The organism is Nocardioides sp. URHA0032, from assembly GCF_000620645.1.
Lineage (GTDB): Bacteria > Actinomycetota > Actinomycetes > Propionibacteriales > Nocardioidaceae > Nocardioides.
On sequence record NZ_KK211161.1, the window covers coordinates 365,239 to 390,409 of the forward strand.

General features: G+C 73.2%; 26 protein-coding genes and 1 tRNA gene. 8 read left to right on the forward strand and 19 right to left on the reverse strand.

The features are described 5' to 3' along the window. The 18 genes from N538_RS0122990 to N538_RS0123075 form a co-directional block, all read right to left on the reverse strand. Positions 1–74 (reverse strand) — tRNA-Leu (locus tag N538_RS0122990). 59 nt (positions 75–133) lie between these two features. Continuing rightward, positions 134–973: a uracil-DNA glycosylase gene (locus N538_RS0122995; protein ID WP_036571783.1), complete on the reverse strand. Its 840-nt coding sequence runs from the start codon at positions 971–973 to the stop codon at positions 134–136. A gap of 34 nt (positions 974–1,007) precedes the next feature. Beyond that, positions 1,008–1,310 (reverse strand): hypothetical protein, encoded by a 303-nt coding sequence (locus N538_RS26975; protein ID WP_051549564.1) that lies wholly within the window; start codon positions 1,308–1,310, stop codon positions 1,008–1,010. 8 nt (positions 1,311–1,318) lie between these two features. Next, complete coding sequence (locus N538_RS26980; protein WP_036571784.1) at positions 1,319–1,522, reverse strand: DUF3618 domain-containing protein; 204 nt, start codon at positions 1,520–1,522, stop codon at positions 1,319–1,321. Further along, positions 1,519–1,914, reverse strand: a complete 396-nt coding sequence (locus N538_RS0123010; protein WP_028639239.1) for a phage holin family protein — start codon at positions 1,912–1,914, stop codon at positions 1,519–1,521. Before N538_RS0123010 ends, N538_RS26980 begins: the two co-directional genes overlap by 4 nt. Before the next feature lie 37 nt (positions 1,915–1,951). Further along, the gene (locus N538_RS0123015; RefSeq protein WP_028639240.1) at positions 1,952–2,863 is read right to left on the reverse strand and encodes a Ppx/GppA phosphatase family protein; all 912 of its coding nucleotides are present in this window, start codon (positions 2,861–2,863) and stop codon (positions 1,952–1,954) included. Beyond that, positions 2,860–3,339, reverse strand: a complete 480-nt coding sequence (locus tag N538_RS0123020; protein ID WP_028639241.1) for a DUF501 domain-containing protein — start codon at positions 3,337–3,339, stop codon at positions 2,860–2,862. The genes N538_RS0123015 and N538_RS0123020 overlap by 4 nt, the downstream gene beginning before the upstream one ends. A 106-nt stretch (positions 3,340–3,445) precedes the next feature. Beyond that, positions 3,446–3,982 (reverse strand): FtsB family cell division protein, encoded by a 537-nt coding sequence (locus N538_RS0123025; RefSeq protein ID WP_028639242.1) that lies wholly within the window; start codon positions 3,980–3,982, stop codon positions 3,446–3,448. Between the two features lie 15 nt (positions 3,983–3,997). After that, positions 3,998–5,275, reverse strand: a complete 1,278-nt coding sequence (eno, locus tag N538_RS0123030) for a phosphopyruvate hydratase (protein ID WP_028639243.1) — start codon at positions 5,273–5,275, stop codon at positions 3,998–4,000. Positions 5,276–5,376: 101 nt separating this feature from the next. Beyond that, the gene (locus N538_RS0123035; protein ID WP_028639244.1) at positions 5,377–5,556 is read right to left on the reverse strand and encodes a hypothetical protein; all 180 of its coding nucleotides are present in this window, start codon (positions 5,554–5,556) and stop codon (positions 5,377–5,379) included. A 45-nt stretch (positions 5,557–5,601) separates the two neighbouring features. Continuing rightward, positions 5,602–6,186: a MazG family protein gene (locus N538_RS26985; protein ID WP_051549565.1), complete on the reverse strand. Its 585-nt coding sequence runs from the start codon at positions 6,184–6,186 to the stop codon at positions 5,602–5,604. An 11-nt stretch (positions 6,187–6,197) separates the two neighbouring features. Next, positions 6,198–6,866 (reverse strand): SurA N-terminal domain-containing protein, encoded by a 669-nt coding sequence (locus N538_RS0123045; RefSeq protein ID WP_028639245.1) that lies wholly within the window; start codon positions 6,864–6,866, stop codon positions 6,198–6,200. After that, positions 6,863–10,429 carry a transcription-repair coupling factor gene (gene mfd, locus N538_RS0123050; RefSeq protein ID WP_028639246.1) on the reverse strand — a complete coding sequence of 1,189 codons (3,567 nt, stop codon included), beginning with the start codon at positions 10,427–10,429 and terminating at the stop codon, positions 6,863–6,865. Before mfd ends, N538_RS0123045 begins: the two co-directional genes overlap by 4 nt. A 109-nt stretch (positions 10,430–10,538) precedes the next feature. Next, positions 10,539–11,372 (reverse strand): sulfotransferase family protein, encoded by an 834-nt coding sequence (locus tag N538_RS28195; protein ID WP_028639247.1) that lies wholly within the window; start codon positions 11,370–11,372, stop codon positions 10,539–10,541. After that, a complete protein-coding gene (locus N538_RS0123060; protein WP_028639248.1) occupies positions 11,369–12,295 on the reverse strand; it encodes a glycosyltransferase family A protein in 927 nt (308 codons plus the stop codon). The genes N538_RS28195 and N538_RS0123060 overlap by 4 nt, the downstream gene beginning before the upstream one ends. Next, on the reverse strand, positions 12,292–13,272 hold the full coding sequence (locus N538_RS26990) for a sulfotransferase (RefSeq protein ID WP_051549567.1): 981 nt from the start codon (positions 13,270–13,272) through the stop codon (positions 12,292–12,294). The genes N538_RS0123060 and N538_RS26990 overlap by 4 nt, the downstream gene beginning before the upstream one ends. Positions 13,273–13,345: 73 nt before the next feature. After that, a complete protein-coding gene (locus N538_RS28805; protein ID WP_051549568.1) occupies positions 13,346–13,897 on the reverse strand; it encodes a glycosyltransferase in 552 nt (183 codons plus the stop codon). Continuing rightward, positions 13,894–14,415, reverse strand: coding sequence for a UDP-N-acetylglucosamine--LPS N-acetylglucosamine transferase (locus tag N538_RS0123075; RefSeq protein WP_081790671.1), 522 nt, complete (start codon positions 14,413–14,415; stop codon positions 13,894–13,896). The genes N538_RS28805 and N538_RS0123075 overlap by 4 nt, the downstream gene beginning before the upstream one ends. 143 nt (positions 14,416–14,558) lie before the next feature. On the opposite strand from N538_RS0123075, the gene N538_RS0123080 reads away from it, so the two are divergent. Beyond that, positions 14,559–15,575, forward strand: coding sequence for a hypothetical protein (locus N538_RS0123080; protein WP_028639250.1), 1,017 nt, complete (start codon positions 14,559–14,561; stop codon positions 15,573–15,575). Between the two features lie 4 nt (positions 15,576–15,579). Here N538_RS0123080 and N538_RS27000 read toward each other — a convergent pair whose 3' ends face one another. Continuing rightward, a complete protein-coding gene (locus N538_RS27000) occupies positions 15,580–16,383 on the reverse strand; it encodes a LamG-like jellyroll fold domain-containing protein (RefSeq protein WP_051549569.1) in 804 nt (267 codons plus the stop codon). A gap of 137 nt (positions 16,384–16,520) precedes the next feature. Between N538_RS27000 and N538_RS0123090 the strand changes: the two genes are divergently transcribed. Genes N538_RS0123090 through N538_RS27015 form a run of 7 tightly spaced genes read left to right on the forward strand, consistent with a single transcriptional unit; the run spans position 16,521 to position 24,967 of the window. Further along, positions 16,521–17,477, forward strand: a complete 957-nt coding sequence (locus N538_RS0123090) for a sulfotransferase (RefSeq protein WP_051549570.1) — start codon at positions 16,521–16,523, stop codon at positions 17,475–17,477. Continuing rightward, entirely contained in the window at positions 17,474–18,844 is a 1,371-nt protein-coding gene (locus N538_RS27005) for a hypothetical protein (protein ID WP_051549571.1), read from the forward strand. The genes N538_RS0123090 and N538_RS27005 overlap by 4 nt, the downstream gene beginning before the upstream one ends. After that, a complete protein-coding gene (locus N538_RS27765) occupies positions 18,841–20,076 on the forward strand; it encodes a hypothetical protein (protein WP_051549572.1) in 1,236 nt (411 codons plus the stop codon). Before N538_RS27005 ends, N538_RS27765 begins: the two co-directional genes overlap by 4 nt. Beyond that, positions 20,073–20,939 (forward strand): sulfotransferase family protein, encoded by an 867-nt coding sequence (locus N538_RS0123105; protein WP_028639252.1) that lies wholly within the window; start codon positions 20,073–20,075, stop codon positions 20,937–20,939. Before N538_RS27765 ends, N538_RS0123105 begins: the two co-directional genes overlap by 4 nt. After that, complete coding sequence (locus N538_RS0123110) at positions 20,927–21,790, forward strand: hypothetical protein (protein WP_028639253.1); 864 nt, start codon at positions 20,927–20,929, stop codon at positions 21,788–21,790. Before N538_RS0123105 ends, N538_RS0123110 begins: the two co-directional genes overlap by 13 nt. After that, entirely contained in the window at positions 21,780–23,345 is a 1,566-nt protein-coding gene (locus tag N538_RS0123115; RefSeq protein ID WP_197025436.1) for a Wzz/FepE/Etk N-terminal domain-containing protein, read from the forward strand. The genes N538_RS0123110 and N538_RS0123115 overlap by 11 nt, the downstream gene beginning before the upstream one ends. After that, complete coding sequence (locus tag N538_RS27015; protein WP_081790673.1) at positions 23,342–24,967, forward strand: MATE family efflux transporter; 1,626 nt, start codon at positions 23,342–23,344, stop codon at positions 24,965–24,967. Before N538_RS0123115 ends, N538_RS27015 begins: the two co-directional genes overlap by 4 nt. Positions 24,968–25,171 lie beyond the last annotated feature (204 nt).

Genomic DNA, 25,171 nt, shown 5'->3' on the forward strand with positions numbered 1-25,171 from the left:
TGCCCCCGCTGGGACTCGAACCCAGACTGGGCCGCTTTTAAGGCGGCTTCCTCTGCCGATTGGGATACAGGGGCGTGGTCGCCGCAAGACCGACGACCACCGGGACATTCTGCCCAGTCGGCAGCCGCGCAGGTCAGCGCAGCGCGGCGGCGCGGGCGAGGACGTCGTCGAGCATCTGCTCGGTGAGCTTCCCGGTGAACGTGTTCTGCTGGCTGGGGTGGTAGCAGCCGAGCAGCGTGATCGAGCGGTCGCCCGAGACCAGGGTGGCCTCCGAGCCGTGGGTGAAGCGCGGCTTCGGGCGGGCCACGGTCCAGCCCAGGGCGGCGAACGTGCGCAGGGCGGCGTCCCACCCGATCGAGCCGAGGGCGACGACCACCCGCACGTGCGGAGCGAGGAGGCCGACCTCGGCCTCCACCCAGGGCGCGCACGTGTCCCGCTCCACGGTCGTGGGCCTGTTCTGCGGCGGCGCGCACCGGACCGTCGCCACCATCCGGGTGTCGATCAGCTCCAGGCCGTCCGCGGCGTGCACGCTCGTGGGCTGCGTCGCGAGCCCGACCCGGTGCAGCGAGGCGAACAGCCAGTCGCCGCTGCGGTCACCGGTGAAGACCCGGCCGGTGCGGTTGCCGCCGTTCGCGGCGGGGGCCAGGCCGATCACGAGGATCCGCGGCGTCGGCGACCCCCAGCCCGGGATCGGCCGGCCCCAGTACGGCTGGTCGGCGAACGACGCCCGCTTCGCGTGCGCCACGTCCTCGCGCCAGCGGACCAGCCGGGGACAGGCGCGACAGACCGAGACGCGGGCGTCCAGGTCCTCCAGCGGGACGGACCGGGCGAGGCGTCGTACCTGCGCGGGGGTACCCGCGACGGGGGTCGAGGCGTCCGCGGGGTCACCCGGCCAGCCGGTGCCAGGCGGCACGGGTGAGGGGAAGAGCCCTCCGGTCAGGGGGTGCGGGAGGAGGTCGCTCACGCGGACCATCCTCCCGCCGCTCCCCCACGAGAGGTCGAGGGGATCAGGACCGTGCGGTCGAGGTACCCATCGTGGACGGGTCGCCGAGGTGGTCGCCGCCGTCGCGGTGCACCTTGTCGGCGACCGCGGAGGCCGCCGAGGTCGCCTTCTCCTTGACCGCCCCCGCGACGGCCGGCGCCTGCGTGGCGACGGTCTCCTGGGCCTTGCTCGCCGCCGACTGCACGGTCGGGTTCCCGGCGAGCCTGGTCGCGCCGGACTTGATCTGCTCGTAGCGCTCGCGGCCCGCGCGGGAGCCGAGCACGTAGCCGGCTGCGAAGCCGACCAGCAGGCTGGACTTGCTGAACATGGTTCCTCCTAGGAGTGATGGGTACGGCGCCACACGGTCAGCCCGACCAGCCCGACGAGGGCGGTGGCGGCGACGACCGCGGCGATCCTCGCGGTCGACCTGGCCTTCGACTCGAGCCGGCCATGGAGCTCGTCGATGGTGGCGGCGAGCTGCTCGCGCTGCCGCTCGATGTCGGCCTCGATCTGCTCCGGTGTCGTGCCGTTGGTGCTCATACGTGGGCCTTCACGGTGGCGACGTCCTGCTTGACGCCCGCGAGGGCCTGCTCCGGCACCGGCGGCACGGCCTGCTCGAGCTCCTTCCGACCCCCGAGGGCAGCGCCCAAGGCGCCGATCAGCAGCACACCGGCCACGATCAGGCCGGCGGCCCACAGCGGCAGCACGAGCGCGAGCGCGATGATCGCCGTCGCGATCAGCACGCCGGCCGCGAAGAACGCCAGCAGGCCGGCGAGGCTGAACATGCCGATCCCCAGCCCGGCCCGTCTGCCCTTCTGGCTGAGCTCGGCCTGCGCCAGCCTGATCTCGCTGCGGACCAGCTCGGGGATCTGCTCCGACAGCCGGTGCACGATCGCCCCGAGTGGCTCGTCCGTGGTGGTCGGGTCGCTCATAGGGAGCCGGTGCCCAGCGGACCGGGACCGGAAACCGTCAGCTCTCGAGGAGTGACCAGGCGATCCCGTCCAGGATGTCCGCCTCGGACACGACGAGCGAGGGGACACCGGCGCGTCGAAGCACCCGCGACAGGATCAGCACCCCCGCGTCGATGACGTCGGCACGGCCGGGGTGCATCGACGGCAGCGCCCGACGCTCGTCGACGGTCATCGCGACCAGCCGGTCCACGGTCGCCTGGATCGTCTCGATCGGGAACACCGCCTGGTCCACGGCCGTCCGGTCGTAGGCCGGCAGGTCGAGCGCCACGGCCGCCAGCTGCGTCACGGTGCCGGCGACGCCGACCGCCGCCGCGGCGTCGGCGGGCGTCACCGGGCAGGCGTCGAGGTGCGCGTCGATGTCGGCGATGCACGCCTCGACCTCGGACCGGGTCGGCGGGTCGGAGTGCAGGTGCCGCTCGTGCAGCCGCACCGAGCCGATGTCCATGGAGTACGCCGCGTCCGGGGCGGAGCCGCCGAGGATCAGCTCGGTCGAGCCGCCGCCGATGTCGATCACGAGCACCGGCTCGGCGGGGGGCGTGCGGAGGTTGCGCACCGCGCCGTCGAAGGACAGCGCCGCCTCCTCGCTGCCGCTGACCACCTCGGGCTCGACGCCCAGCCGGGAGCGGACACCCGCCACGAACACGTCCGAGTTCGACGCGTCCCGGGTCGCGGACGTCGCCACGAACCGGACGCGGGACGGTGGCACGGCGTACGCCCGGATGATCTCGGCGTACTCGTCGATGGCGGAGAACGCCCGCTCCAGGGCCTCGTCGGCGATCCGCCCCGTGCGGTCCAGGTCCTGTCCGAGCCGCACCATCCGCTGCTCGCGGACGTCGACCTCGGGCAGGGCGCCCACGAGCAGCTTGATGGTGTTGGTGCCGCAGTCGATCGCGGCCACGCGCCCGGTCATACGCAGGGCCCGGAGTCCCACCAGGCGCCGAGCCGGTCGAGCACCTCGTCGCCGAGCGGGTTCACGCCCCGGCCCTGCGCGAGCGCCTGCCCGGCCAGCACGTGCAGGCACTTGACGCGGTCCGGCATCCCGCCGGCGGAGATCCCCTCGATCTCGGGCACCTCGCCGAGGGTGGCCCGGTACGACAGGTAGGCCTGGTGCGCGTCCCGGTACGACGTTGCGAGCGCCTCGTCGTCGGACAGCCGGTCCTGCATCTCCTTCATCAGGCCCGAGCCCTCGAGGGTGCCGATCCGCGACGCCGCCCGGGGGCAGGTCAGGTAGAACGTCGTCGGGAACGGCGTGCCGTTCGGAAGCCGCGGCTCGGTGGTGACCACGTCGGGGTTGCCGCACGGGCACCGGTGGCCGATGTCGTGGACGGCTCGCGGCTCGCGGCCGAGCTGGGCCTCGATGGCGGCGACGTCCTCGGGCTCGATCACCCCTCGATCATGCCAGCACCCGCTGGCCGAGCAGCGAGCGCCGGCGAGCGCCGCTACTTGACCTGGCGGCCGCCTCCCGGCCCTCGCAGGCTCGGTCCGGGGCCGCTCACTTCTCGTCGATCTTCGACGGCGGCGGGGGCTCGGGCCGGGGCGGGTTCCCGGCCAGCTCGACCGACTGCCACGCCGTCGACCACCAGGCCGTGGGCGGCTTCCGCGCGACCGTCGAGGGGTCGGTGAGCTCGCTGCTCCGCTCGATCGGGTCGCCGTTCTCGTCGAGGACGACGTAGGACGTCTCGCCGGGCATCACGTAGTTCAGCTCCCGCGCCTGCTGCCGGACGTACGCCGGGTCCTCCCAGCGGGCCTTCTCCCGCTCGAGGTCCTCGATGCTGGCCTGGCGCAGCGCGATCTGGTCCTTGAGGTCGCTGATGTGCTCCCGCTGCTGCAGGTAGGCCCGCAGCGAGGACGCGTAGCTCACCGTGAGGACCGCGACCACGAGCACCAGGATCGCTGCCCGGCCGGTGAAACGCGGCCGGCGCGCCTCGACGGCGGCGGCCGGTCCGGCGGCGACCCGCGGCGCCGGTCGTCGGGGCACGCTCCGGCCACGGGGTCCGCGCGACGGCGTACGTCGGGACTCGGAGGGCATGCCTCCTAGGTTCGCTCAGGCACCGTACCGAGGGAACGCCGACGCGCCGGAGTAGCGCGCGGCATCTCCCAGCTCGTCCTCGATCCGAAGCAGCTGGTTGTACTTCGCGACCCGGTCGGAGCGCGCCGGGGCACCGGTCTTGATCTGGCCGCAGTTCACCGCCACGGCCAGGTCGGCGATCGTCGTGTCCTCCGTCTCGCCGGAGCGGTGGCTCATCATGCAGCGGAAGCCGTTGCGGTGCGCGAGCTCGACGGAGTCCAGGGTCTCGGTGAGCGAGCCGATCTGGTTGACCTTGACCAGCAACGCGTTGGCCTGCCCGCCGCTGATGCCGCGCTGCAGCCGCTCGACGTTGGTGACGAACAGGTCGTCGCCGACGATCTGGGTCCTGGTGCCGAGCTGGTCGGTGATCGCCTTCCAGCCCTCCCAGTCGTCCTCGTCGAGCGGATCCTCGATGGAGACGATCGGGTACGACGCGACCAGGTCGGCGTAGTAGGCGGTCATCTCCTCGGCGGACTTCGTGCCGCCCTCGAAGGCGTAGGCGCCGTTCTCGTAGAACTCCGAGGCTGCGACGTCCATCGCCAGCGCGATGTCCTTGCCCAGGGAGAGGCCGGCGGCCGCGACGGCCTCGGCGATCAGGTCCAGCGCGGCCCGGTTGCTGTCCAGGTTCGGCGCGAACCCACCCTCGTCGCCGAGGCCGGTCGAGAGGCCCTTCTTCTTCAGCACCGACTTGAGCGCGTGGTAGACCTCGGCGCCCGCGCGCAGCGCCTCGCGGAACGACGCCGCCCCGATCGGCGCGATCATGAACTCCTGGACGTCGACGTTCGAGTCGGCGTGCGAGCCGCCGTTGAGGATGTTCATCATCGGCACCGGGAGCAGGTGTGCGTTCGGCCCGCCGACGTAGCGGTACAGCGGCAGCTGCGCCGAGTCGGCCGCGGCCCGCGCGACCGCGAGCGAGACGCCGAGGATCGCGTTGGCGCCCAGCTTGGCCTTGTTGGGCGTGCCGTCGAGCTCGAGCATCGTCTGGTCGACCAGCCGCTGGTCGTCGGCGGCGAGGCCCTCCACCGCCGGCGCGATCGTCTGGATGACGGCGTTGACGGCCTTCTGGACGCCCTTGCCGGCGTACCGGTCGCCGCCGTCGCGCAGCTCGACCGCCTCGAAGGCGCCGGTGGAGGCGCCGCTCGGGACCATGGCGCGGGCGAACGCACCGTCGTCGAGGAGCACCTCGACCTCGACGGTGGGGTTGCCGCGCGAGTCGAGGATCTCGCGAGCGCCGACAGCTTCGATGGATGCCACGTCATTGCTCCTGGGATGAGACTGGGGAGTCGTTCAGGCCGTGGTTCAGCCTAGCGGCGGGGAACGAGACGGTCATCGTCGTCCCAGCGCCGTCGTCGTTGTCACGCGCGGAGGAGGTGCCACCGTGGAGCGTCGGTGTCCGGCAGCGCGTAGTCCATGTGGACCAGGTCCGGCCGGTAGCCGGGCTCGGCGTCGCGCAGCGTGCGCAGCCGCGCCCGGTCCGGCACCCCGCAGAGCTCGTGGCCCTCGCGCAGCAGGCAGTGGGCGATCCGGTCGCGCACGTCGGAGTCGTCCTCGACGATGAGTACCCGAGCCGCGGACGAACCCTAGAGCAGTGCGCGGACGGCTTCCCGCAGCGCCTGCTCGGGGTCGACGCCCTGCTCCCGCGCCTCCGCGACGAGGGCGAGCAGGCGGCCGCCGAGGTCGGTCCCGTGCGGCTCGACGGTGCTCCCCGCCCGCTCGAGCCGGTCGAGCACCTTGTCGGCGTACAGCAGCGCGGGCAGGCCGGGCGGGAGCCCCTCGGTGACCGAGCCGCGCTGCTTCTCCGCCGCCTTGATCGACTCCCAGACCTCGTTGATCTCCTCGGGGCTGCCGCCGGGCGCGGACCCGAAGACGTGCGGGTTGCGACGCCGCATCTTGGCGACGATGTCGGCGGCCACGTCGTCGATCGTGAACTCGCCGCCCTCCTCCGCGATCACCGCGTGGAAATAGACCTGCAACAGCAGGTCGCCGAGCTCCTCGCGCAGGTGAGCGGCGTCGCCCGTGTCGATCGCCTCGAGGGTCTCGTGGGTCTCCTCCAGGAGGTAGCGCGCCAGGGAGCGGTGCGTCTGGCCGGCCTTCCACGCGCACTCGGCGCGCAGGCGGCGCATGACCGCGAGGAACTCCAGGAGCGGCTCGCCCGACGCCGTCATCAGCCCGCCGGCTATCCGCAGCGCTGGTTGTCCGGCAGGGCCCCGGCGTACTCGGTGTCGGGCTGGTCGGCGTCGGCCTTGGTCGCGGTGTCCGACACCGCGAAGGAGAGACCGGTGTCGGTGAGCTTCGACGCGCCGTCGTCGATCGAGACGCCGTACAGCGGGTCGATCCGCACGTCGTGCGCGTCGAGCCAGTCCTGGAACGCCTTCTGCCCGGCGGCGAGGTTCGCCTTCGCGCCGCTGCCGCCGAGGGTCGCGCCGACGGCGGTCTCGACCGCCTGGACGTAGGTCGCGGCGCCCTGCACGTCGATGATCGCCTGCCGCTGGGAGCCGCTGAGGTCGGCCAGCGACTGCTCGGCCTGCCGCACCGCCTGGTCGTACGACGGGCCGGCCGTGACGTCGTGCTCGGCGGCGAACTGGTCGGCGGCCGCCCGCAGCGCGAGGCTGCCGGCCACCTGGGCGCGCAGGTAGTGCTGCGGCAGCGCCTGGTCCTCCTGCAGCTGCTTCTCGGCGGCCTGGCAGTACGCGACCGACACGTCGTCGACCTGGCTGGTCGAGATCGTGTCGTCCCCGACCCGGGCGGCGACGCCCGGGCTGAAGGCCGGCACGTCGTCGCAGCCGGTGAGCAGCACGGCGGCGGCGAGGACCAGCGCGAGGCCACCAAGACGGGTCGGGGTCACGGGTTCTCCTTGTGGTGTGCAGCGGGTTCGGCGGCGGGGTCGATGACGGCGTCGATCACCTGCCGGGCCCATTCAAGCAGGGCGATGCCGGCGATCGGCTTCCCCCCGACCACCGCGGTCTGGGGTCGGGGCACCAGGATCGTGCGGACCGGTGCCTTGACGATCGACTTCGGGTAGAGGCGGTTGAGGCGCACGACCCGGGAGTCGGGCAGCTCGACGGGTGCGAACCGCACGTTCCGACCGGCGATGGTGACCTCGCCGATGCCGGCCTGTCGCGCCCGGGCGCGGAACCGCGCCACCAGCAGCAGCGAGACCACCTCGACCGGCGGCTCGCCGTACCGGTCCAGGAGCTCCTCGTTGATCAGGTCGACGTCGTCGTCGGAGCGGACCTCGGCGAGGCGCTTGTACATCTCCAGCCGGAGCCGCTCGCTCGGGATGTAGTCGTGCGGCAGGTGCGCGTCGACGGGCAGCTCGACGCGGACCTCGTCGAGCTCCGGCTCCGCGTCGCCGCGGAACTCGTGCACGGCCTCGCCGACCAGCCGGACGTAGAGGTCGAAGCCCACGTCGGCGATGTGGCCGGACTGCTCGCCGCCGAGGAGGTTGCCCGCGCCGCGGATCTCGAGGTCCTTCATCGCGATCGCCATGCCGCCGCCGAGGTCGGAGTGCTGCGCGAGCGTCGCGAGCCGCTCGTGCGCGGTCTCCGTCAGCGGCTTCTCGGCCGGGTAGAGGAAGTACGCGTAGGCGCGCTCCCGGCTGCGCCCCACCCGCCCACGGAGCTGGTGCAGCTGGGAGAGCCCGAGGGTGTCGGCCCGCTCGATGATCATCGTGTTCGCGTTCGAGACGTCGAGGCCGGACTCGACGATCGTGGTGCACACGAGCACGTCGAAGCGCTTCTCCCAGAAGTCCAGCATCACCTGCTCGAGCTGGTGCTCCCCCATCTGGCCGTGCGCGGTGGCCACCCGGGCCTCGGGCACCAGCTCGCGGATCCTGGCCGCGGCCTTCTCGATCGAGTTCACCCGGTTGTGGATGTAGAAGACCTGGCCCTCGCGCAGCAGCTCGCGGCGTACGGCGGCGACGACCTGGCGGTCCTCGTAGGCGCCGACGTACGTCAGGACCGGGTGCCGCTCCTCGGGCGGGGTGGTGATCGTGGACATCTCGCGGATGCCGGTGATCGCCATCTCGAGGGTGCGCGGGATCGGCGTCGCCGACATGGACAGCACGTCGACCGAGGTCCGGAGCCGCTTCATCTGCTCCTTGTGCTCGACGCCGAAGCGCTGCTCCTCGTCGACGATGATCAGGCCGAGGTCCTTGACCCGGATGTCGGGGTTCAGCAGCCGGTGCGTGCCGACCACGATGTCCACCGAGCCCTCCGCGAGGCCCGCGATCACCTCGCGGGCCTCGGCGTCGGTCTGGAAGCGGCTCAGGCCCTTGAGCACGACGGGGAAGCCGCTCATCCGCTCGGAGAACGTGCTCAGGTGCTGGGTCACCAGCAGCGTCGTCGGGACCAGGACCGCGACCTGCTTGCCGTCCTGCACGGCCTTGAAGGCCGCGCGCACCGCGATCTCGGTCTTGCCATAGCCGACGTCGCCGCAGACCAGCCGGTCCATCGGCACCTGGCGCATCATGTCGCCCTTGACCTCGTCGACCGTGCTGAGCTGGTCGGGGGTCTCCTGGAACGGGAAGGCGTCCTCGAGCTCGCGCTGCCACGGGGTGTCCGGGCCGAACGCGTAGCCCTGGGTGGCCTGGCGGGCGGCGTACAGCTTGATCAGCTCGGCGGCGATCTCGCGGACGGCCTTGCGAGCCCGGTTCTTGCGCTTGCTCCAGTCGGCGCCGCCGAGCCGGTCGAGGGACGGCTGCTCGCCGCCGACGTACCGCGTCACCTGGTCGAGCGCGTCGGCCGGGACGTAGAGCCGGTCCGGCGGGCCGCCACGCTTCGAGGCGCCGTACTCGAGGACGAGGTACTCGCGCACCGCCCCCCCGACCTCGCGCTGCTTCATCTCGACGAAGCGGCCGACGCCGTGCTGCTCGTGCACGACGTAGTCGCCGGCGGTGAGCTCGAGCGGGTCGATCTGGCGCTTGCGCCGGGCCGGCATCCGCCGCATGTCCCGGGTCGACGCCCGCTGGCCGGAGAGGTCCTCGCCGGTCAGGACGGCGAGCCGGTTGGCGTCGTCCACGAAGCCGTGGAACATCGAGCCGCAGGTGATCGTCACGACGTCCGGTCTGAGGTCGGCGGCCTCCTGGACGTCCTCCGCGATCCGCGCCGGCACGTCGTGCTCGGCGAGCACCTCGCGCATCCGCTCGGCGGGGCCGTGGCCGGCGTGCAGCACCACGACGCGGTAGCCCTCCTGGCGCCAGCGGTCGACGTCGCCGATCGCGCGGTCGATCTCACCGCGGTAGGCGTCGGCCGGCTTCGCCGGCAGCGCCCGGCTGGGCACGGCGTGCGCGTCCACCTCGCCGTCGTCGGCGATGCCGAACGGGCTGACCGTCCACCAGGGCTTGCCGGACCCGATGGTGTGCTCGCGGACGTCGGCGATGGAGCGGTACGACGCGGCGCCCAGGTCGATCGGCGCCGTACCGCCGCCCGCGGCGGCCGCCCAGCTGGCGTCGAGGAACTCCTCGCTGGTCGCGACCAGGTCGTGCGCCCGGGTCCGGGCCCGCTCGGGGTCGAGGACCAGCACGTGGGTGTCGTCGGGCATCAGGTCGACCAGCAGCTCCATCTCGTCGACGAGCACCGGCGCGAGCGACTCCATGCCCTCGACCGCGATGCCCGCCGCGATCTTGTCGGTGAGCTCGAGCAGCACGGGATGACGGCGGCCGAGCTCGGCGGCCCGCTCCCGCACCTCGTCGGTCAGCAGCAGCTCGCGGCAGGGCGGCGCCCAGAGCCGGTCGACCTTCTCAAGCGTGCGCTGGTCGGCGACGGAGAACGACCGGATCTCCTCGACGTCGTCGCCCCAGAACTCGACGCGCAGCGGGTGCTCCTCGGTCGGCGGGAACACGTCGACGATGCCGCCGCGGACCGCGAACTCGCCGCGCCTCTCGACGAGGTCGACGCGGGAGTACGCCGCGCCGGAGAGCCGGCGCACGACGTCCTCGAGCGGCGCACTGTCGCCCGGGGCGAGCTCGACCGGCTCGAGGTCGCCGAGGCCCTTGACCTGCGGCTGGAGCACCGAGCGCACCGGTGCGACCACCACCTTCAACGGGCCGTTGGCGGCGTCGTCGCCCGGGTGGCGCAGCCGGCGGAGCACCGCGAGCCGGCGGCCGACCGTGTCGTTGCGCGGGCTCAGCCGCTCGTGCGGCAGCGTCTCCCAGCTCGGGTAGTACGCGACCAGCGCCGGGTCGACGAGGTCCCCGAGCGAGGCGACCAGGTCCTCGGCCTCCCGCGCGGTGGCGGTGACCGCGAGGACGGATCGGCCGGTGCGGACCAGTCCGGCCACGACGTACGGCCGCATCGCCTCGGGCCCGGTGAGGTCGAGCGCACGCACCGCACCGTCGCGGGCGTCGGCCATCGCCTCGTCGAGGGTGGGGTCGGCGAGGACGGCGTCGGCCAGGCCGGAGAGGTGCACAGCTTGTCCCTTCGGAGCAACACGAGAGCCCCCGGTCAGCAGCTGACAGGGGGTGACTTGATTCTACGGGCTGCCTCGCGGGGCTCCTGCCCGGGCGGGACCTGCGGAGCTACCAGCCCCAGGACTCGCGCAGGGGCAGCGCGAAGGACCGCTCGAGCGCCTCGACCTCCGGCGACAGCGCGGTGCGGACCGCGAGCACGTCGGCCTCGTCGGGTCGCACCGTCCCGCGGTCGATGGGCCGGTAGAGCGTCCGCTGGACCAGCGCCGAGCGCTTGACGCGACCCACCAGGACGGCGCCGTCGTGCTCGCGCACCCAGTCCGCGCTGCGGCGCGCTGCCGAGGCCAGCCGGACCGAGCGGGCGCGGGCCGCCGGCAGGCGGGCCGCGAGGTCGTCCTCGGCCAGCGGCAGCCGGTCGATCCCGAGGAACTCGGTCACCCCGTCCAGGAAGCGCTGGGGGTCGGCCACCAGGTCGTCGAAGAGCGCCACGTGCACGTGGTCGCGCGGGAACAGCATGAGGAACCGGTCGAGACCGGTGGCGTACCGCCCGTGCTCGAGCAGCTCGGGACGCGCCCGCAGGGCCTCGGCGAACGTGTCGGGTCCGATGCCGTGCTTGCGCATGTAGAGGTACGACGACCACGCCCGCTCCACGGGATCGCGGAGCGACACCATGATCCGGACGGGGCCCAGCGTGTCCCGGATCCGGCCCGCCGCCTCCGGGTGGAACAGGTAGTCCTGGCAGACCTCCCCGACGATCGCCTCGTCCCGGGCGTCGCGGAACTGCGCGGCGTACCACGGGAGTCCCCGGTCGTAGTAGCGGTCGAAGAAGTACAGGTCCTTCGCCGGGGTCAGGTAGACGTCCGGGTGCTTGAGCAGCATCTCGTGGAGCCAGGAGGACCCGGCCTTGTCGGGACCGACGTACAGGAAGTTGGGCAGCCTGCTCACGAGAGCCCCCGTCCCATCCGGCGCGCCGCCGACAGCATCCGCTGCGGTTCGATGCCCGGCCCCGCGACCGCGAGCGCCAGCCAGGCGTGGGGCGCCGCCGGGTACCGGCAGAGCGCCCGGCCGGCGATGCGCGCGCCCCGGGCACGCTGTCCGGCCGCGGCGCGCGCGTAGGCGATCTGGCCGAGGATGCGGGCGTGGCTGCGGCGCCGGTCCCGGAAGTCCGGGTGCTTGTCGAGGAGGTACTCCAGGGCGGTGGCCGTGTTCAGCGACCGCCCGCGGAACCACGACGGGATGTCCTTGCGGATGTCGGCGAGGATCTCCTGGACCGCCCCGATCCGGCCGGCGCGGCTCGCGCGGAGCAGCCAGTCGTAGTCCTCGCCGTAGCCGTGCGGCAGGTCCTCGTCGTACAGCCCCGCGACGTCGAACGAGCTGCGCCGCATCATCAGCGTCGAGCTGTGCAGCTCCTTGACCCGGTTCTCGAGAAGCCTCTCGTGGCTCACCACCGACTCGCGCGCCGGCCACTCGACGTCGCCCCGCTCGCCCATCAGCAGCCGGATCCCGGCGCCGACCGCCAGGAGCGTCGGATCGGACTGCAACCGTTCGACCTGGAGGCGCACCTTGCTCGGGTGCCACATGTCGTCGTCGTCGCATGAGGCGACGAACTCCCCGTCGCTGGCGAGCACCCCGGTGTTGCGCGCGCCGCACAGCCCGGCGGTGCGGGTGTTGACGATCGAGCGCACCGTCCGGTCCGGGAGCGAGCGCAGCTCGAGCATCAGGTCGGCCTCCTCGCGGTCGTGGACCACGAGGACCTCGATGGGGCCGTCGTAGTCCTGCGACAGCACCGAGGTGAGGGTCTCGCCGAGCAGCGTCGGGCGGCCGCGGGTGGGGATCACCACGTTCACGGTGGGGAGGTGTGCAGTCATCTCGGGCCTCTCGTCCTGTCTCGTTCCGCTGGGCGGGGTGTGGTGGGTCGGGGTCGCCGCTGCGTCGCCGGGTATCCGTACGCGGCGAGCAGGGGAAGCGTCAGTGCGGTCACGACCCTGCGTGAGCCCAACGGCATCTCGCGGGTCCAGCTGTCGTCGCGCCGCAGCGGGATCTCACCGGAGCGGAACCGCGACGGGTTCCCGGACAGGCCGTGGCTCGGTCCGAGCCGGAGCGCGCCGCCGTGCACGGCGGGCAGGTCGTCGGCGGAGAGCGGCACTCCCAGGTCCGTGGTGGCCGACACCAGGGTGCGGACCGGGTCGGCGACGAAGTCCTCGTAGCGGATCCTCGCCGCGCGCGGGCCGCCGATCCCGGCGATCGCCTGGACCTCCAGCTGCAGCGCGGACCACTGCGCGGCGGCGCGCGGCGCCGCGATGCGCCACATCCTGGCCTCGCCGCCCGTGGCGTGCGGGCGGGTGACCTCCCGGTTCCACGACCATGCCACCGCGCGGGGGTCCCGGACGACGTTCAGCACCCGCACGTCCAGGTCGGGCGAACCGGCGAGCGCCTGGCCCAGTGCCGGACCCTTCGAGGCGTCGACGACGACGTAGGCGCCCGTCACCTCGGCCACGGCGCAGTAGATCCGGTCATAGGCCGTGCGCAGGTTCGTGAGCTGGTCCGACGGAACGCCACGCGCGAGCATCCGGGGCAGGTGTCGCTGCCGCGCGGCGGCCCGGTGCAGACCGACCAGGCGATCGAGAACCTCGTCGGACCACCCGCCGAACGCGAGCTCGCCGACGCTCGTCCACACGGGGCAGCGTGAGAACCTGGCCCCGCACCCGCAGAGCTCGTCCGCGCGCGCCACCGCGCGCGCCAGGTCCACGAGCTCGCCGACGTTCGTCCAGCCCGGCGCGGCGCCGAGCATCCGCTCCACGAGGGTGGATCCCGACCGGCCGAATCCGGCGAGGTACACGACCACGGGCCGGTCGACTGCAGGCCCGGGGGGCCCGGCCGGCGACGGTCCCGGTGCGGCGCCGAGGTGGGGTGAGTGCTCAGGCAGGGGCATGTCGTCGGCGCCTGGGTCGACCGGTGGGGCTGCGGAGCATCACCGCGGCCAGCTCGGCCGCTGCCCTCGTGCGCGCCAGGTCCCGGGCCTCGTGCACGGACGCGTTCGAGCCGGGGTCCGGCGGGCCTTCGCGGAGGGCCCGGGCCAGCTCGCTCTCGAACGCGGCCTGGCTCCTGATGTCGACCACGACGCCGACCCGGCCGACCAGCTCGGCGAACCGCTGCTGGTGGTCGTCGACGTGCTCCCCGAGGACCGGGTCACGCGGCACGCAGAGCGGGACGTGCCCTGCCTCTCGAGCATCCATGACCAGGGCCGGCCCGCCGTGGCAGACGACCGCCGTGGCTTCCTCGAGCAGCCCGTCGAGCACGCCACGGGCGAGGAAGTCGTGACCCTCGGCCCGGGACGGTGCTCGGGTCACGCCGTGCTGGACCACGAACCGGACGTCGCCGTGACGAGCCGCCGCGTCGTCGATCCATCCCACCAACCGGTCGAAGGGATGGTGGTCAGTGCCGACGAGAGCGACCACGAGCGCGTTCACAGCAGCGGTCCCACGAGCCGGGCGTCGGGGTAGAACGCGAGCTGGCTCTGCCACTGCACCATCCGGAGCGTCGTGAAGGGCCCGCAGAGTCGACCGGTCATCGTCGGCGTGTCCACCCGGTCGTAGACCTCGATGAACACCGTCGGGATGCCGAGCAACCAGGCTCCGACGAAGAAGGGCACGGCCACGCCGGCTCCTGCGCTCACGAGCAAGGAGGGGCGTTCGCGACGCAGGATCCGCATCGCCAGGACGGCGTTCCGCAGCAGGTTGGGCAGGTTCCGGGTCGTCGGGGAGTACGACCGGACCACCCGCTCACCCACCAACCGGTCGCGCACGTCCGGGGCGTCGGGACAGACCCATACCCGGGAGTGTCCCTGCCACCAGCCGCGTAGCGCCAGCAGGTGGGCGAGGTGACCGCCCTGGGTGCTGACGAGCAGCACCGGGCCGGTCGCCGCACCGTCGGCAGCCCGCGGTGAACGGCGACGCCGTGCTCGCGGAGGATCGGTCCGGTTGTCCATGGCCGTGATCCTCGGGACGTCTCGCGCAGGGTGGTCGGCTTCACCGACGCCTATCCCCAAGATTGGGGCCGGGCCATCCCCGAATTGGGGGACGGCTCACCAGCGCTGGGGGACGCGAGCCGATCCGGACCTACGTTCGCGCCATGCCGATCGCCCGACGCGGGCTGCTCGGGCTCGGAGCGGCGGCAGCGCTGTCCGTTGCCGTCTCCGGGTGCAGCAGCCCCTCCCGTCCGTCCGGTCCCCGGCGCGCGACCTCCCCCACGACCACGCGACCCCGGGAAACCGAGGCTGCCAGCAGGCCGGCGAGCGCGGAGCCGGCGTTCGCCGGCTGCCCCGCTCCCACCCAGGTCTACTTCGGAGCGTCCCTGCCCGCCGACCGGTCCGTGGCGGACTGGGAGGCGACGCTGGGTGCCAGCCTGGCGGTGCACCGGTCGTACTTCACGCCCGACCAGAACGAGATCGCGCAGCTGGCGCACCAGTGTGCCGACGACCTCGCCCACGACCGCCTGCCGCACGTCTCGATGAAGCCGCCCGGGACGTGGGCGGAGGTCGCGAGCGGAGGTTTCGACGCGTGGCTCACCGAGCTGCTCGGAGCCCTGAGGCAGCAGGCGGGACCGGTCTTCCTGACCATCCACCACGAACCCGAGAACGACGTCGGGCCGGCAGGCATGGCCGCGCCCGACTACGTGGCGATGCAGCGGCACGTGATCCGCCTGGCCGGCGACCTGGCTCCGTCGGTCACGACGGTGCCCGTCCTCCAGCACTGGACCTTCGATCCCCTGCAGCGCGGCACCGATCCGCGGTCCTGGATCGTCCCCGAGGCCGCGGTGCTGGGCGTGGACGTCTACAACCCGTGGTCGCCGACGAACGGCAAGCCGTGGCGAACCTTCGGGAGCCGCATCGACGAGGTGCTCCCGTGGATCGACGACACCCCCCTGGCGATCGGCGAGTACGGATGCCGCGAAGATCCCAGCGACCCCGGGAGCGCAGCCGCCTGGCTGCGCGACGCGGCCGAGTACGCGCGGACGCACGGGATCGTCTCCATGTCGTACTTCAACTCCGGGGTCCACGCCCCCGACGGCTCGCTGGAGCTGCACGGGCCCGGCGAGCGGGCGTTCGCCGAGCTGCTCGGCTCCCCCTGGGTGGCCCGCCCGACCTGATCGCTCACCCGTCCTCCAGGATGCGCAGGAAGACGTCATCGACCCGCCCGTGGTACTGGTCGTCGTCGTCGCCGACGCCGGGGCTGCCGACCCGGACCGGCCACGGGTTGCTCACGGAGCCGGTGCGGCCGGCCCGACGGGTCACGGTGCCGTCCACGGAGATCGAGAGGCCATCGGCGTCTCGCCGGCAGACCACGTGGTGCCACCGGGAGTCCGCGACCGTGGACGTCGAGCGCACGACGAGCTCGCCCTCGGGCGACCGCACCACGCAGCTGGGCTTGCCGGCGGTGTCGTCGACCTGCAGCTTCCACTGCCCCCCGTCGGTCCCGAAGCGGCCCTTCTGGACGATGTTCGAGCCCGTGGTCGTCTGGTCCCGCGCGAGCCAGACGGTGGCGCCGTACTCGAAGGGGGCGCTGCCGGGATCGAGACCGTCGGCGGACGTCACCTCCACCATCGCCCGGGGGCAGCCACGCGGGCTCGTGCATCCCCGGGGGAAGGCGACCGCCGCCGACGACCCGTCCGCCCCGCCGACCCGGGTCACGCGGCCCCCGTTGGCCGAGACGAGGTCACCGACGTACGGGCCGCCCGCCGCGTCCGGGTAGGCCGAGGTCCCGTCGTACGCCATCGTCGTCCTCTCGAAGGACAGCCACAGGTCGGCGTCCGGGTGGCCGACGACGGCGGTCGAGGAGCGCTCGGGTACCGGCGCCCGCCGGGTGGTCGCCCCCTCCCCTCCGCACCCGGCCGTCACCAGGGCGGCGACGGCGGTCACGGTGGCGGCGAGACGCAGCTTCGCTGGTCGGCCCGTCACGCATCCTCCTCGTCCAGATACCCGATTTGGGGGAGCCCACCGACGAAAACCCCTCCCCGTCCGGCATCGCCCCTAGCGTCCGACGCGGATCCGCCACGAGGGCGGTGGCACGAGAAACCAGGACGTCGGGGGATGTCGTGAAGGTGCTGTACATCGCAGGTGTCGGTCGTTCCGGCAGCACCCTGCTCGAACGCATGCTCGGCGCGCTGCCCGGCTGTGTCAACACCGGTGAGCTCAACGCGATCTTCTCCCGCGTCATCAGCCAGGACCAGCGGTGCGGGTGCGGCGAGCCCTTCTCCGCGTGCCCGTTCTGGACCGCCGTCGGGGAGCAGGCGTTCGGCGGGTGGGAGTCGGTGACCGACCGCATGTGCCGGCTCCAGCAGCACCTGGTCCGCCAGCGCCGGGTGCCGCAGCTTGCCGCCGGCGTCGCGGGTCCCGACTTCCGGCACCAGCTCGCGGACTACCTCGACGGTTACCAACGCCTCTACCGGGCGATCGCCCAGGTCTCCGGCGCCGACGTCGTCGTGGACGCCAGCAAGTCCGCGGCCCAGCTCGTGGCGCTGCGCCGGCTGCGCGGGCTGGACCTGCGCGTGCTCCACCTGGTGCGCGACCCGCGCGGGGTCGCCCACTCCTGGACCAAGTCGGGGATCCGCAAGCCGCAGTCCCGCGACGGCGACACGATGGCGACCTACCCGCCGCACCGCCTCGCCGTGCTCTGGACGACGCTCGAGATCGAGTGCGGCGCGGTCGCCGCGTCCGTCCCGCACGCCGCCCGCGTGCGGTACGAGGACCTGGTCGCCCGGCCGCGGCCGACGCTCGCGCGGGCCGTGGCCGCCCTCGGCCTCTCCACCGACCCGGCGGCGCTCGACCACGTCGGAGAGCGCAGCGTCGTCCTGGAGCCCAGCCACGGCATCGCCGGCAGCCGGAGCCGGTTCGTCTCCGGACGCGTCGAGCTGCGCCTCGACGACGCATGGCGGTCGTCGCTCCCGGTGGGTGCCCGCCGCATGGTCACCGCGGTGACCCTGCCCCACCTCCTCGGCTACGGGTACGTGGGCCGGCGGTCCGACCTCGTGGCCCCGGGGGCGGGCTCGTGACGCAGGAGGTCGTCCGCCCGGCGTACGGGACTGACACCGGGACCCCCGTGCCCCCGCGCACCGGGCTGTTCGGGCCCGGATGGCCCCTCTCGGTCCTGTACCTCGGCTTCCCGCTCTGGTGGGCGCTCGGCCTGGCGCAGGTCATCTTCTTCGCGATGGCCGCGGTCATGGTGGTGCACCTGCGCCGCGGAGGTCCGCTGCGGGTCCCGCGCGGCTTCACGCCGTGGCTGCTCTTCCTCGTCTGGATGTTCGCCGGCGTCCTCCTCGTGCACGCGACCGCACCGCACACGGTGCCGGGCGGCGGACTCGGACGCGTCGCCAACTTCGGCGTCTGGGCGCTGTGGTACCTGGCGATCACGGTCGTGATGCTGTACGTCGTCAACACCGCGCGCGAGGTGTCGACACAACGGATCGCGCGGCTCCTCGGCTGGATGTTCGTCGTGACAGCGGGCTTCGGCGTCCTGGCCGTCCTGGCGCCCAGCCTCGAGTTCGAGTCGCCCATGGAGCTGGTGCTCCCCCACAGCCTGGTCTCGACGAACTTCGTCCGCACGCTGGTGCACCCGTCGCTCTCCTCGAGCAGCGACTTCCTGGGCTACGTGCAGCCCCGGCCGACGGCGCCCTTCCCCTACTCGAACGCGTGGGGCAACAACCTGGCCCTCTACCTCCCCTTCTTCTTCCTGGCGTGGCTGGGGCGCGACGCCGGCTGGCGCCGGAAGCTCGCGCCGGTCGTGCTGGTCGCCGCCGTCTTCCCGATCATCTTCTCCCTGAACCGGGGCCTGTGGATCTCCCTCGCCCTCGCCGGCGGGTACGTCGCGGTCCGGCTCGCCGTCAACGGGCGCACCCGGGCCCTGCAGGTGCTCGTGGCCGCGGTCGTGATCGGCGGCATCGCGTTCACGGCGTCCCCGCTCTACGACACGCTGGTCCTGCGCGTCGAGACCCCGCACAGCAACGATCGCCGGGCCGGCACGGCGGAGACCGTGGTGTCCACCACCGCCCAGGGCTCGCCCGTGCTCGGGTACGGCACCACGCGCACCATGGCGGGGAGCTTCAGCTCCCTCGCCGGTGGCGAGACGGAGTCGTGCCACCAGTGCGCCGCTCCGCCGCTCGGGACGCAGGGCTTCATGTGGCGCCTGGTGCTCACCACCGGCTTCGGCGGGACCCTCCTGTGCCTGTGGTTCTTCGGGGCGCAGTTCCTGCGCCGCGCCCGCGGTCCGGCGCCCCTGGACGTCGCGACCTGCACAGTGCTCCTGATCGCCGTCGTCTGCTTCTTCGTCTACGACTCGCTCGGGTCGGCGCTGTTCACCGTGATGATCGCGGTGGGGCTGATGGCCAGGTCGGACATCACTGAGCCGGAGGTGGCGCCGTGACGACGGCCGACGGGTCGGCGTCGTACGCCGCGGACGTGGCGCGGCTGCTCTGGCCGCCGCCGTGGGCCGCACCCTGCGTCACGCGGGGGCGCACCGGTGACGCCGCCGACCGCAACGCGTACCTGTTCCCCAGCTCACGCCGGCCCCGCCTCCTGGTGCCGGTCGACGTGCCCGGCTCCGCGCGGATGCTCGACCGGCTGGGACCCGACTCGCTGGTGAGCCGTCCGGTCCGCGGCGCTCTCGAGCGCTCGGTCCGCTCGGGCGTGCTCGGGCTCACCCCGTGGCCGGTCCTGCGGGTCTCCGCCACGGACCCCGACGCGGACTCGATCGAGCGCCACCTCTCCGCGTGCCTCGGAACCGCCGTCCGGGTCGGGGTCATGCTGGGGACCCGCCGCGCCAACCAGAAGCCGGTGCTGCCGGTGTTCGAGGTGCACGGTGGCCGGCTCCTGGCCTACGCCAAGGTCGGTCACAACGAGCTCACCCGGCGCCTGGTGGACCAGGAGGCCCGCGCGCTGCTGCGGCTCGCCGATCACGAGCTCCGCCACTTCCGGGTGCCGGCCGTCCTGCACCACGGCCCGTGGGCCGGGCTCCAGGTGCTGGCGGTGTCCCCGCTGGCGTCCGACCGGGACCGGGTCGTCACTGCCGGCGCGCGGACCGCTGCCACGTGGGAGCTGTCGCACCTGGGCGGGGTCAGCTGCGCGCCGCTGACGGAGTCCACCTTCTGGCGCCGGCTGCACGAGGCGATCGGCGCGCTGCCGGCACGTCCCGACCGGGACCACCTCGGCGCGGCGGCGCACGCCGTCGCGGCCGACCACGGGACCGACCGGGTGCGGCTGGGCGGCTGGCACGGCGACTGGGGGCACTGGAACATGGGCATGAGCGGCTCCGTCGTCGATGTCTGGGACTGGGAGCGCTACGAGCCCGACGTGCCGCTCGGGTTCGACGGCCTGCACTTCGCGGCCCAGCTCGTGCGCCCGGGCGAGCGCGACCAGCGCCGGCAGGAGCAGCAGTTCTTCGCGTCGGTGCCCGAGCTGCTCGTCGACCTCGGCATCCCGACAGCGGACCACGAGCTCACCCTCCGGCTGTATCTCCTCCACATCGGCGTCCGGTACGCCGACGCCCTCCGCCACGGCTCGACCCCCGCGCTGGTCCGGCGTACGGCGTGGGTCCTGGCCCAGCTCGACCGGCTCGGCGAGACGGCTCGTCCGGTCTCCACGAAAGGCATCTCATGAGCGTCCGCGCAGCGGCACCCCACACCGTCAAGACCGCCGGCCGGACCCTCTCCGTCCGGCTGGGCACCGCGACGGCGACCCGGCGCCGGCTGCCCTCGTTCCTCCTCGTGGGGGCCCAGCGGGCCGGCACGACCTCCCTGTTCCGAGCGCTGTCGTCACACCCGCTCGTGCACGGCGCGAACTACCACAAGGGCGTCAACTACTTCGACGTGAACTACCACCGGGGTCTCGCCTGGTACCAGGGACACTTCCCGACCGGGACCCGGCTGGAGCGCCGCGCCCAGGAGGGCCGCACCCCGGTGACCTTCGAGGCGAGCGGCTACTACATGTTCCACCCGTGCGCCCCTGAGCGGATCGCCCGCGACCTGCCCGGGGTCAAGGTCGTGGCGATGCTGCGCGACCCCGTCGAGCGCGCCTACTCCGCGTGGAAGCACGAGCTCGCACGCGGGTACGAGACGGAGGCCTTCGAGCGCGCCCTCGAGCTGGAGGACGAGCGGCTGTCCGGCCAGACGGAGCGGATGGTCGCGGATCCGGCCTACCAGAGCTTCAGCCACCGGCACCACGCCTACGTCCGGCGCGGCCACTACGACGACCAGCTGCACCGGCTGCAAGGGCTGTTCGGTCCGGAGCGGGTGCACGTCGTGGAGAGCGAGCTGTTCTTCACCGAGCCGGAGGCGACGTACGGGCGCCTGCTCGAGTTCCTGGAGCTGCCCCCCGTGATGCCGGCCCGGTTCGACCGCTGGAACGCGCGACCCAGCGCGCCGATGGACCCGGCGACGCGAGCCGGCCTCCGCGAGCACTTCTCCAGCCACGACCAGGGCCTGTCGACCCTGCTCGGTCGCGACCCCGCGTGGACGGCATGACCGGGCCGGGCGACCTGCCCCTGTGGTCGGCCTATCCGGCGTTCGTCCGCCGGCGGCTGGTCTCCCTCGCCACGCTGACCGTGCTCGGGCTGCTCGTGGGCATCGCCCTCGCGGCGATGACCCCGACCACCTACTCGGCCACCGCATCGGTCGTGCTGACCCCGGTCCCGAAGTACCTGACGCCGTCGACGACGACGCTGGTGCCGCCCGCGGTCACCATCGACACCGACGCCCAGCTCCTGCAGAGCCCCGAGGTCCTCGCAGCGGTGGCGGACGTGCTCGGCGGCTCAGCCGCAGGGGCGCTCAGCCACCTCTCCGTCGGGGCCTCTGCGCACTCGCGGGTGCTCCACATCACGGTGACGGCGCAGTCGCCGGCCGCGGCCGCCGCGGCCGCCAATGCCGCTGCGTCTGCACTGGGCGACGTGCGGCGGACCACGCTGGGTTCCCTGCGCGCGGACCAGGTGCGCGAGCTGCGGCTGCTCATCGACCAGCAGGAGCAGCTCCTCGCGAAGGAACGGGTCAAGCAGGTCGTGGTGCCCGAGTACGAGCCGCTCGAGAGCGACGTGCTCCAGCTCCAGAGCGACCTCGACGCACTCGAGGAGGCGCAGCTGCGCCCGCTGGACATCATCGACACGGCGAGCCCGCCGGCCCGCGCCGACTACCGCAACGCCGAGGTGCCGGCGGTCTCGGGCGCCATGGTCGGACTCCTCTGCGGCTGCCTCCTGGGAGCCGCCCGCGATCGCTCACCCCGTCCGGTCCACCTGCCGGTGCGACTGGTGCGGGGCACCGCGGCACTGGGCCGCACACTGCCGACCACCCGACTGGGAAGGGACTACCACCATGTCTCCTGACGCTCCGTCCACGCCTCCGCGTCCGTCCGCCTCGGTGGTCGTGCGCCGACATCTGGTGCTGGTGGGCGTGTTCGTCGTGCTCGGCGCGATCGGTGGCTGGTTCTACGGCTCGTCCGCACCGCCGACGTACACCTCCACGGCACGGGTGCTGGTCAACCCGTCGGTCGGCAACCCGTTCGTCCCGTCGGCGTCAGCCGTGCGGCAGGACGAGCTCACGAGCATGGAGACCGAGGCGCAGGTCGCCCGCTCGGCCGAGGTGCTGCGGACCGTCGCGGTGGACCACCCGCTGACGACGGCGGCCCTGCAGGCCGGCCTGCAGATCGTCGTACCGCCGAACACCCAGGTCCTGGAGATCTCCTGGACCGGGGCCGACGGAGTGCTCGCCCAGGAGGTCACGGCGGCGGTCGCCAAGTCCTACCTCGAGAACCGGGTCCGCCGGTTCGACGCGGTCAACACGCATCGCATCGACCAGGTGGACACCCAGACGGCGCGCGTGGTGGCGGACCTCGAGGCGGCCACCGCTGCCTCGCACAGCGGTACGCCGGCCGCCCGGTCCTTCCAGTCGGAGCTGGCGACGGCCCTGCGCAACGAGCTGGTGGGCCTCCGTGCCCAGCGCACGGCGCTGGAGACGAGCGCGGCTCCGGCGGGATCCGTGATCGCGCCGGCAACCTCGCCCAAGGCGGCCCGCGATCTCGTCGCCACGGCGGCACCGGTCCTGGGTGCGCTGGGCGGGCTCCTGATCGGCTATCTGTGCGCGTTGCTCCGGGAGCGTCTCGGCCGTGCGGTCGGTTCGGTCGCCGAGGTCGAGGCGGCCGGCCTGCACGTGACCGCGGTCCCGCGTCCGGGCCTGCGCGACCGGGTGCTCCGCCGCGACAACGCCGCTGCCGTCGACGCCACGATCCGTCACCTCCGTGCCGCCATCCTCGACGCCGAGCCGTCGCCGGCATCCATCGCCATCGCCGCGCCGTCGGCCAAGCGAGCCGGCGCCGACGCCGTGGCGGTCTCGGAGGCCCTGGCGGCCTCGATCGCGCGCTCCGGCCACGCGGCCGTCCTGGTGCGCACGACGTCGGGTCCCGCGACCAACGGCCTGGTGCTCGACGACGGGCTCACCGAGCTCCTGCAGCACGAGCGGCTCGACGTGCGCGAGCTCCTCCACTCCACCGTCGAGCCACTGCTGTGCGTGCTCCCCAGCGGTGCCGCTGGTCCGCACCTCGCGGACCTCCTCCTGACCGACCGGGTCCGACCGGTGCTGGAGACCCTCGCGGAGGCCGGGAACGTCGTCGTGGTCCAGTCGCCGGGTCTCGACACCCCGGAGGGCGAGGCGGTGGCCCGAGCCGCCGCGACCGTCATCGTGGTCGTCACCCTCGGCCGGACACCCCGTTCCGCGCTCGAGCGCGCCGTCCGCGACGCTGCCGGGCACGGCCCGGTCGCCGGTCTCGTGCTCAACCGGCACGACGCGATCCTGCGTCCGCCCGCGATCGCCGACGAGCCCGGCGCGGCCCACGGCCAGGTGAGCACGGACCGGCTCGGGCAACGACTCCGCGCACGCAGATGACCGGAGGTACCTCGCCCCCGGCGCCGAGCCCCGACCCACCGGTCTCCAGCGAGGCGCGTCACCTCACCCGGCTGGCCCGACGGGGGGCCGCGAGCGTGGTGGGAGCCGGCTTCAGCGCGGTCTTCGGCGTGCTGCTGGTCGTCATCGTCACCAACGGCTTCTCGCCCGCGGACGCCGGCACCCTGTTCGCGGCGACCTCCACCTTCCTGATCGTGGAGTCGGTGACCCTGCTCGGCACCGACACGGGGCTCGTGCGATGGCTCCCGGAGCAGCTCGCCTCGGGCCGGGCCGCAGACGTACGGCGGACCCTCGCGGTCGCGGCGGTGCCGGTGCTCGCGCTGTCCCTGGCCGTCGCGGTGCTGATGGCCGTGACGGCGTCCGCGCTCGCGCCGGTCCTCGTCGGGACGGACTCCGCCGCCACCATGACGGTCATGCTCCGCACCCTGGCGCTCGTGCTGCCCGTGGCCGCGCTGCACGACCTGGTCGTCACGGCGACCCGTGGGTGCGGATCGATGCGCCCGACGGTCCTGGTCGAGAACGTCGGCCGGCTCGGGCTCCAGGCGCTCGCGGTCCTGGCCGTCTTCGCGACCGGGGGCGGACCGCTGGCGCTGGCCGCCGCCTGGTCGGCACCGTACGCGCTGGGCCTGGTGGCCGGCTGCTGGTGGCTGCACCGCCTGGTCCGTCGCTCGACGGACCGGGCCGGTGCCGCGGGAGATCGCGTGCCGACCCCGTGGGTGCCCCTCGCCCGCGAGTTCTGGGCCTACACGACCCCACGGGCGGCCGCCCGAGTCACCCAGACCGCGCTGAAACGGTCCGACATCGTGATGGTCGCCGCGCTGGCCTCCCCCACGGCGGCTGCCCTCTACGCCGCGGCGACCCGCTTCATCGTGCTCGGCCAGCTGTTCGTCCAGGCGGTGCAGCAGGCCCTCTCGCCGCACCTCAGTGCCGTGTTCGCCAAGGGCGACAAGCCGGCAGCCGACGCCCTGTTCCAGGCGGCCACCCGGTGGAGCGTGCTCGCGGCGTGGCCGTTCTACCTGGTGCTCGCGGGTTTCTCGCCGACGCTGATGGGGGTGTTCGGTCACGGCTACCACGTGGCCTCCGACGTCGTGGTGATCCTGTCGCTGACGATGCTCCTGGCCACCGCCTGCGGTCCCGTGGACTCGGTCCTGCTGATGGCCGGACGCAGCTGGCTGAGCCTGCGCAACAGCACGATCGCCCTGGCGGTCAACGTCGGGCTGAACCTGGTCCTCGTCCCCCGCCTGGGGATCCGGGGGGCGGCGATCTCGTGGGCGGTGGCGATCGTCGTGCGGAACCTGCTGCCGCTCGGTCAGGTACGCCGCCAGCTCGGCATGTGGCCCGGCACCCGGGCCACGATGCTGGTGTCGGCCTCGGCCCTGGTGTGCTTCGGCGCCGTCGACCTCGTAGCGCTCGCTCTCGGCCCCGACCACCTTGCGGCGACGCTGGCGCTCCTGGCCGCGTCGTGCGCCTACCTCGTCAGCGTCTGGAGCTGGCGCGAGCGCCTGGGACTGGACGCTTTCCGGACCGCCCTGGGGTCACGGCGACGTCGGGGTTTCCCGGTGTCCCCGAAATCGGCGATGAGGGTGGGCGGGCCCGGAGCCTAGCGTCCCGTTGCGAGGGGCTGCACGCGCCGCCCACGCTCCGGAACCGGGAGAGGCAATGACCTCACGTCGCATGCTCGCCATCCTCGCCACTGCCACGGCCACTGTTGCTGCCATGCTCCAGCTGGGCACGGCATCACCGGCCTCGGCCGCGCCGAGCGACGTGGTGATCAACGAGATGATGTACCACGCCGTCTCCGATCTGGA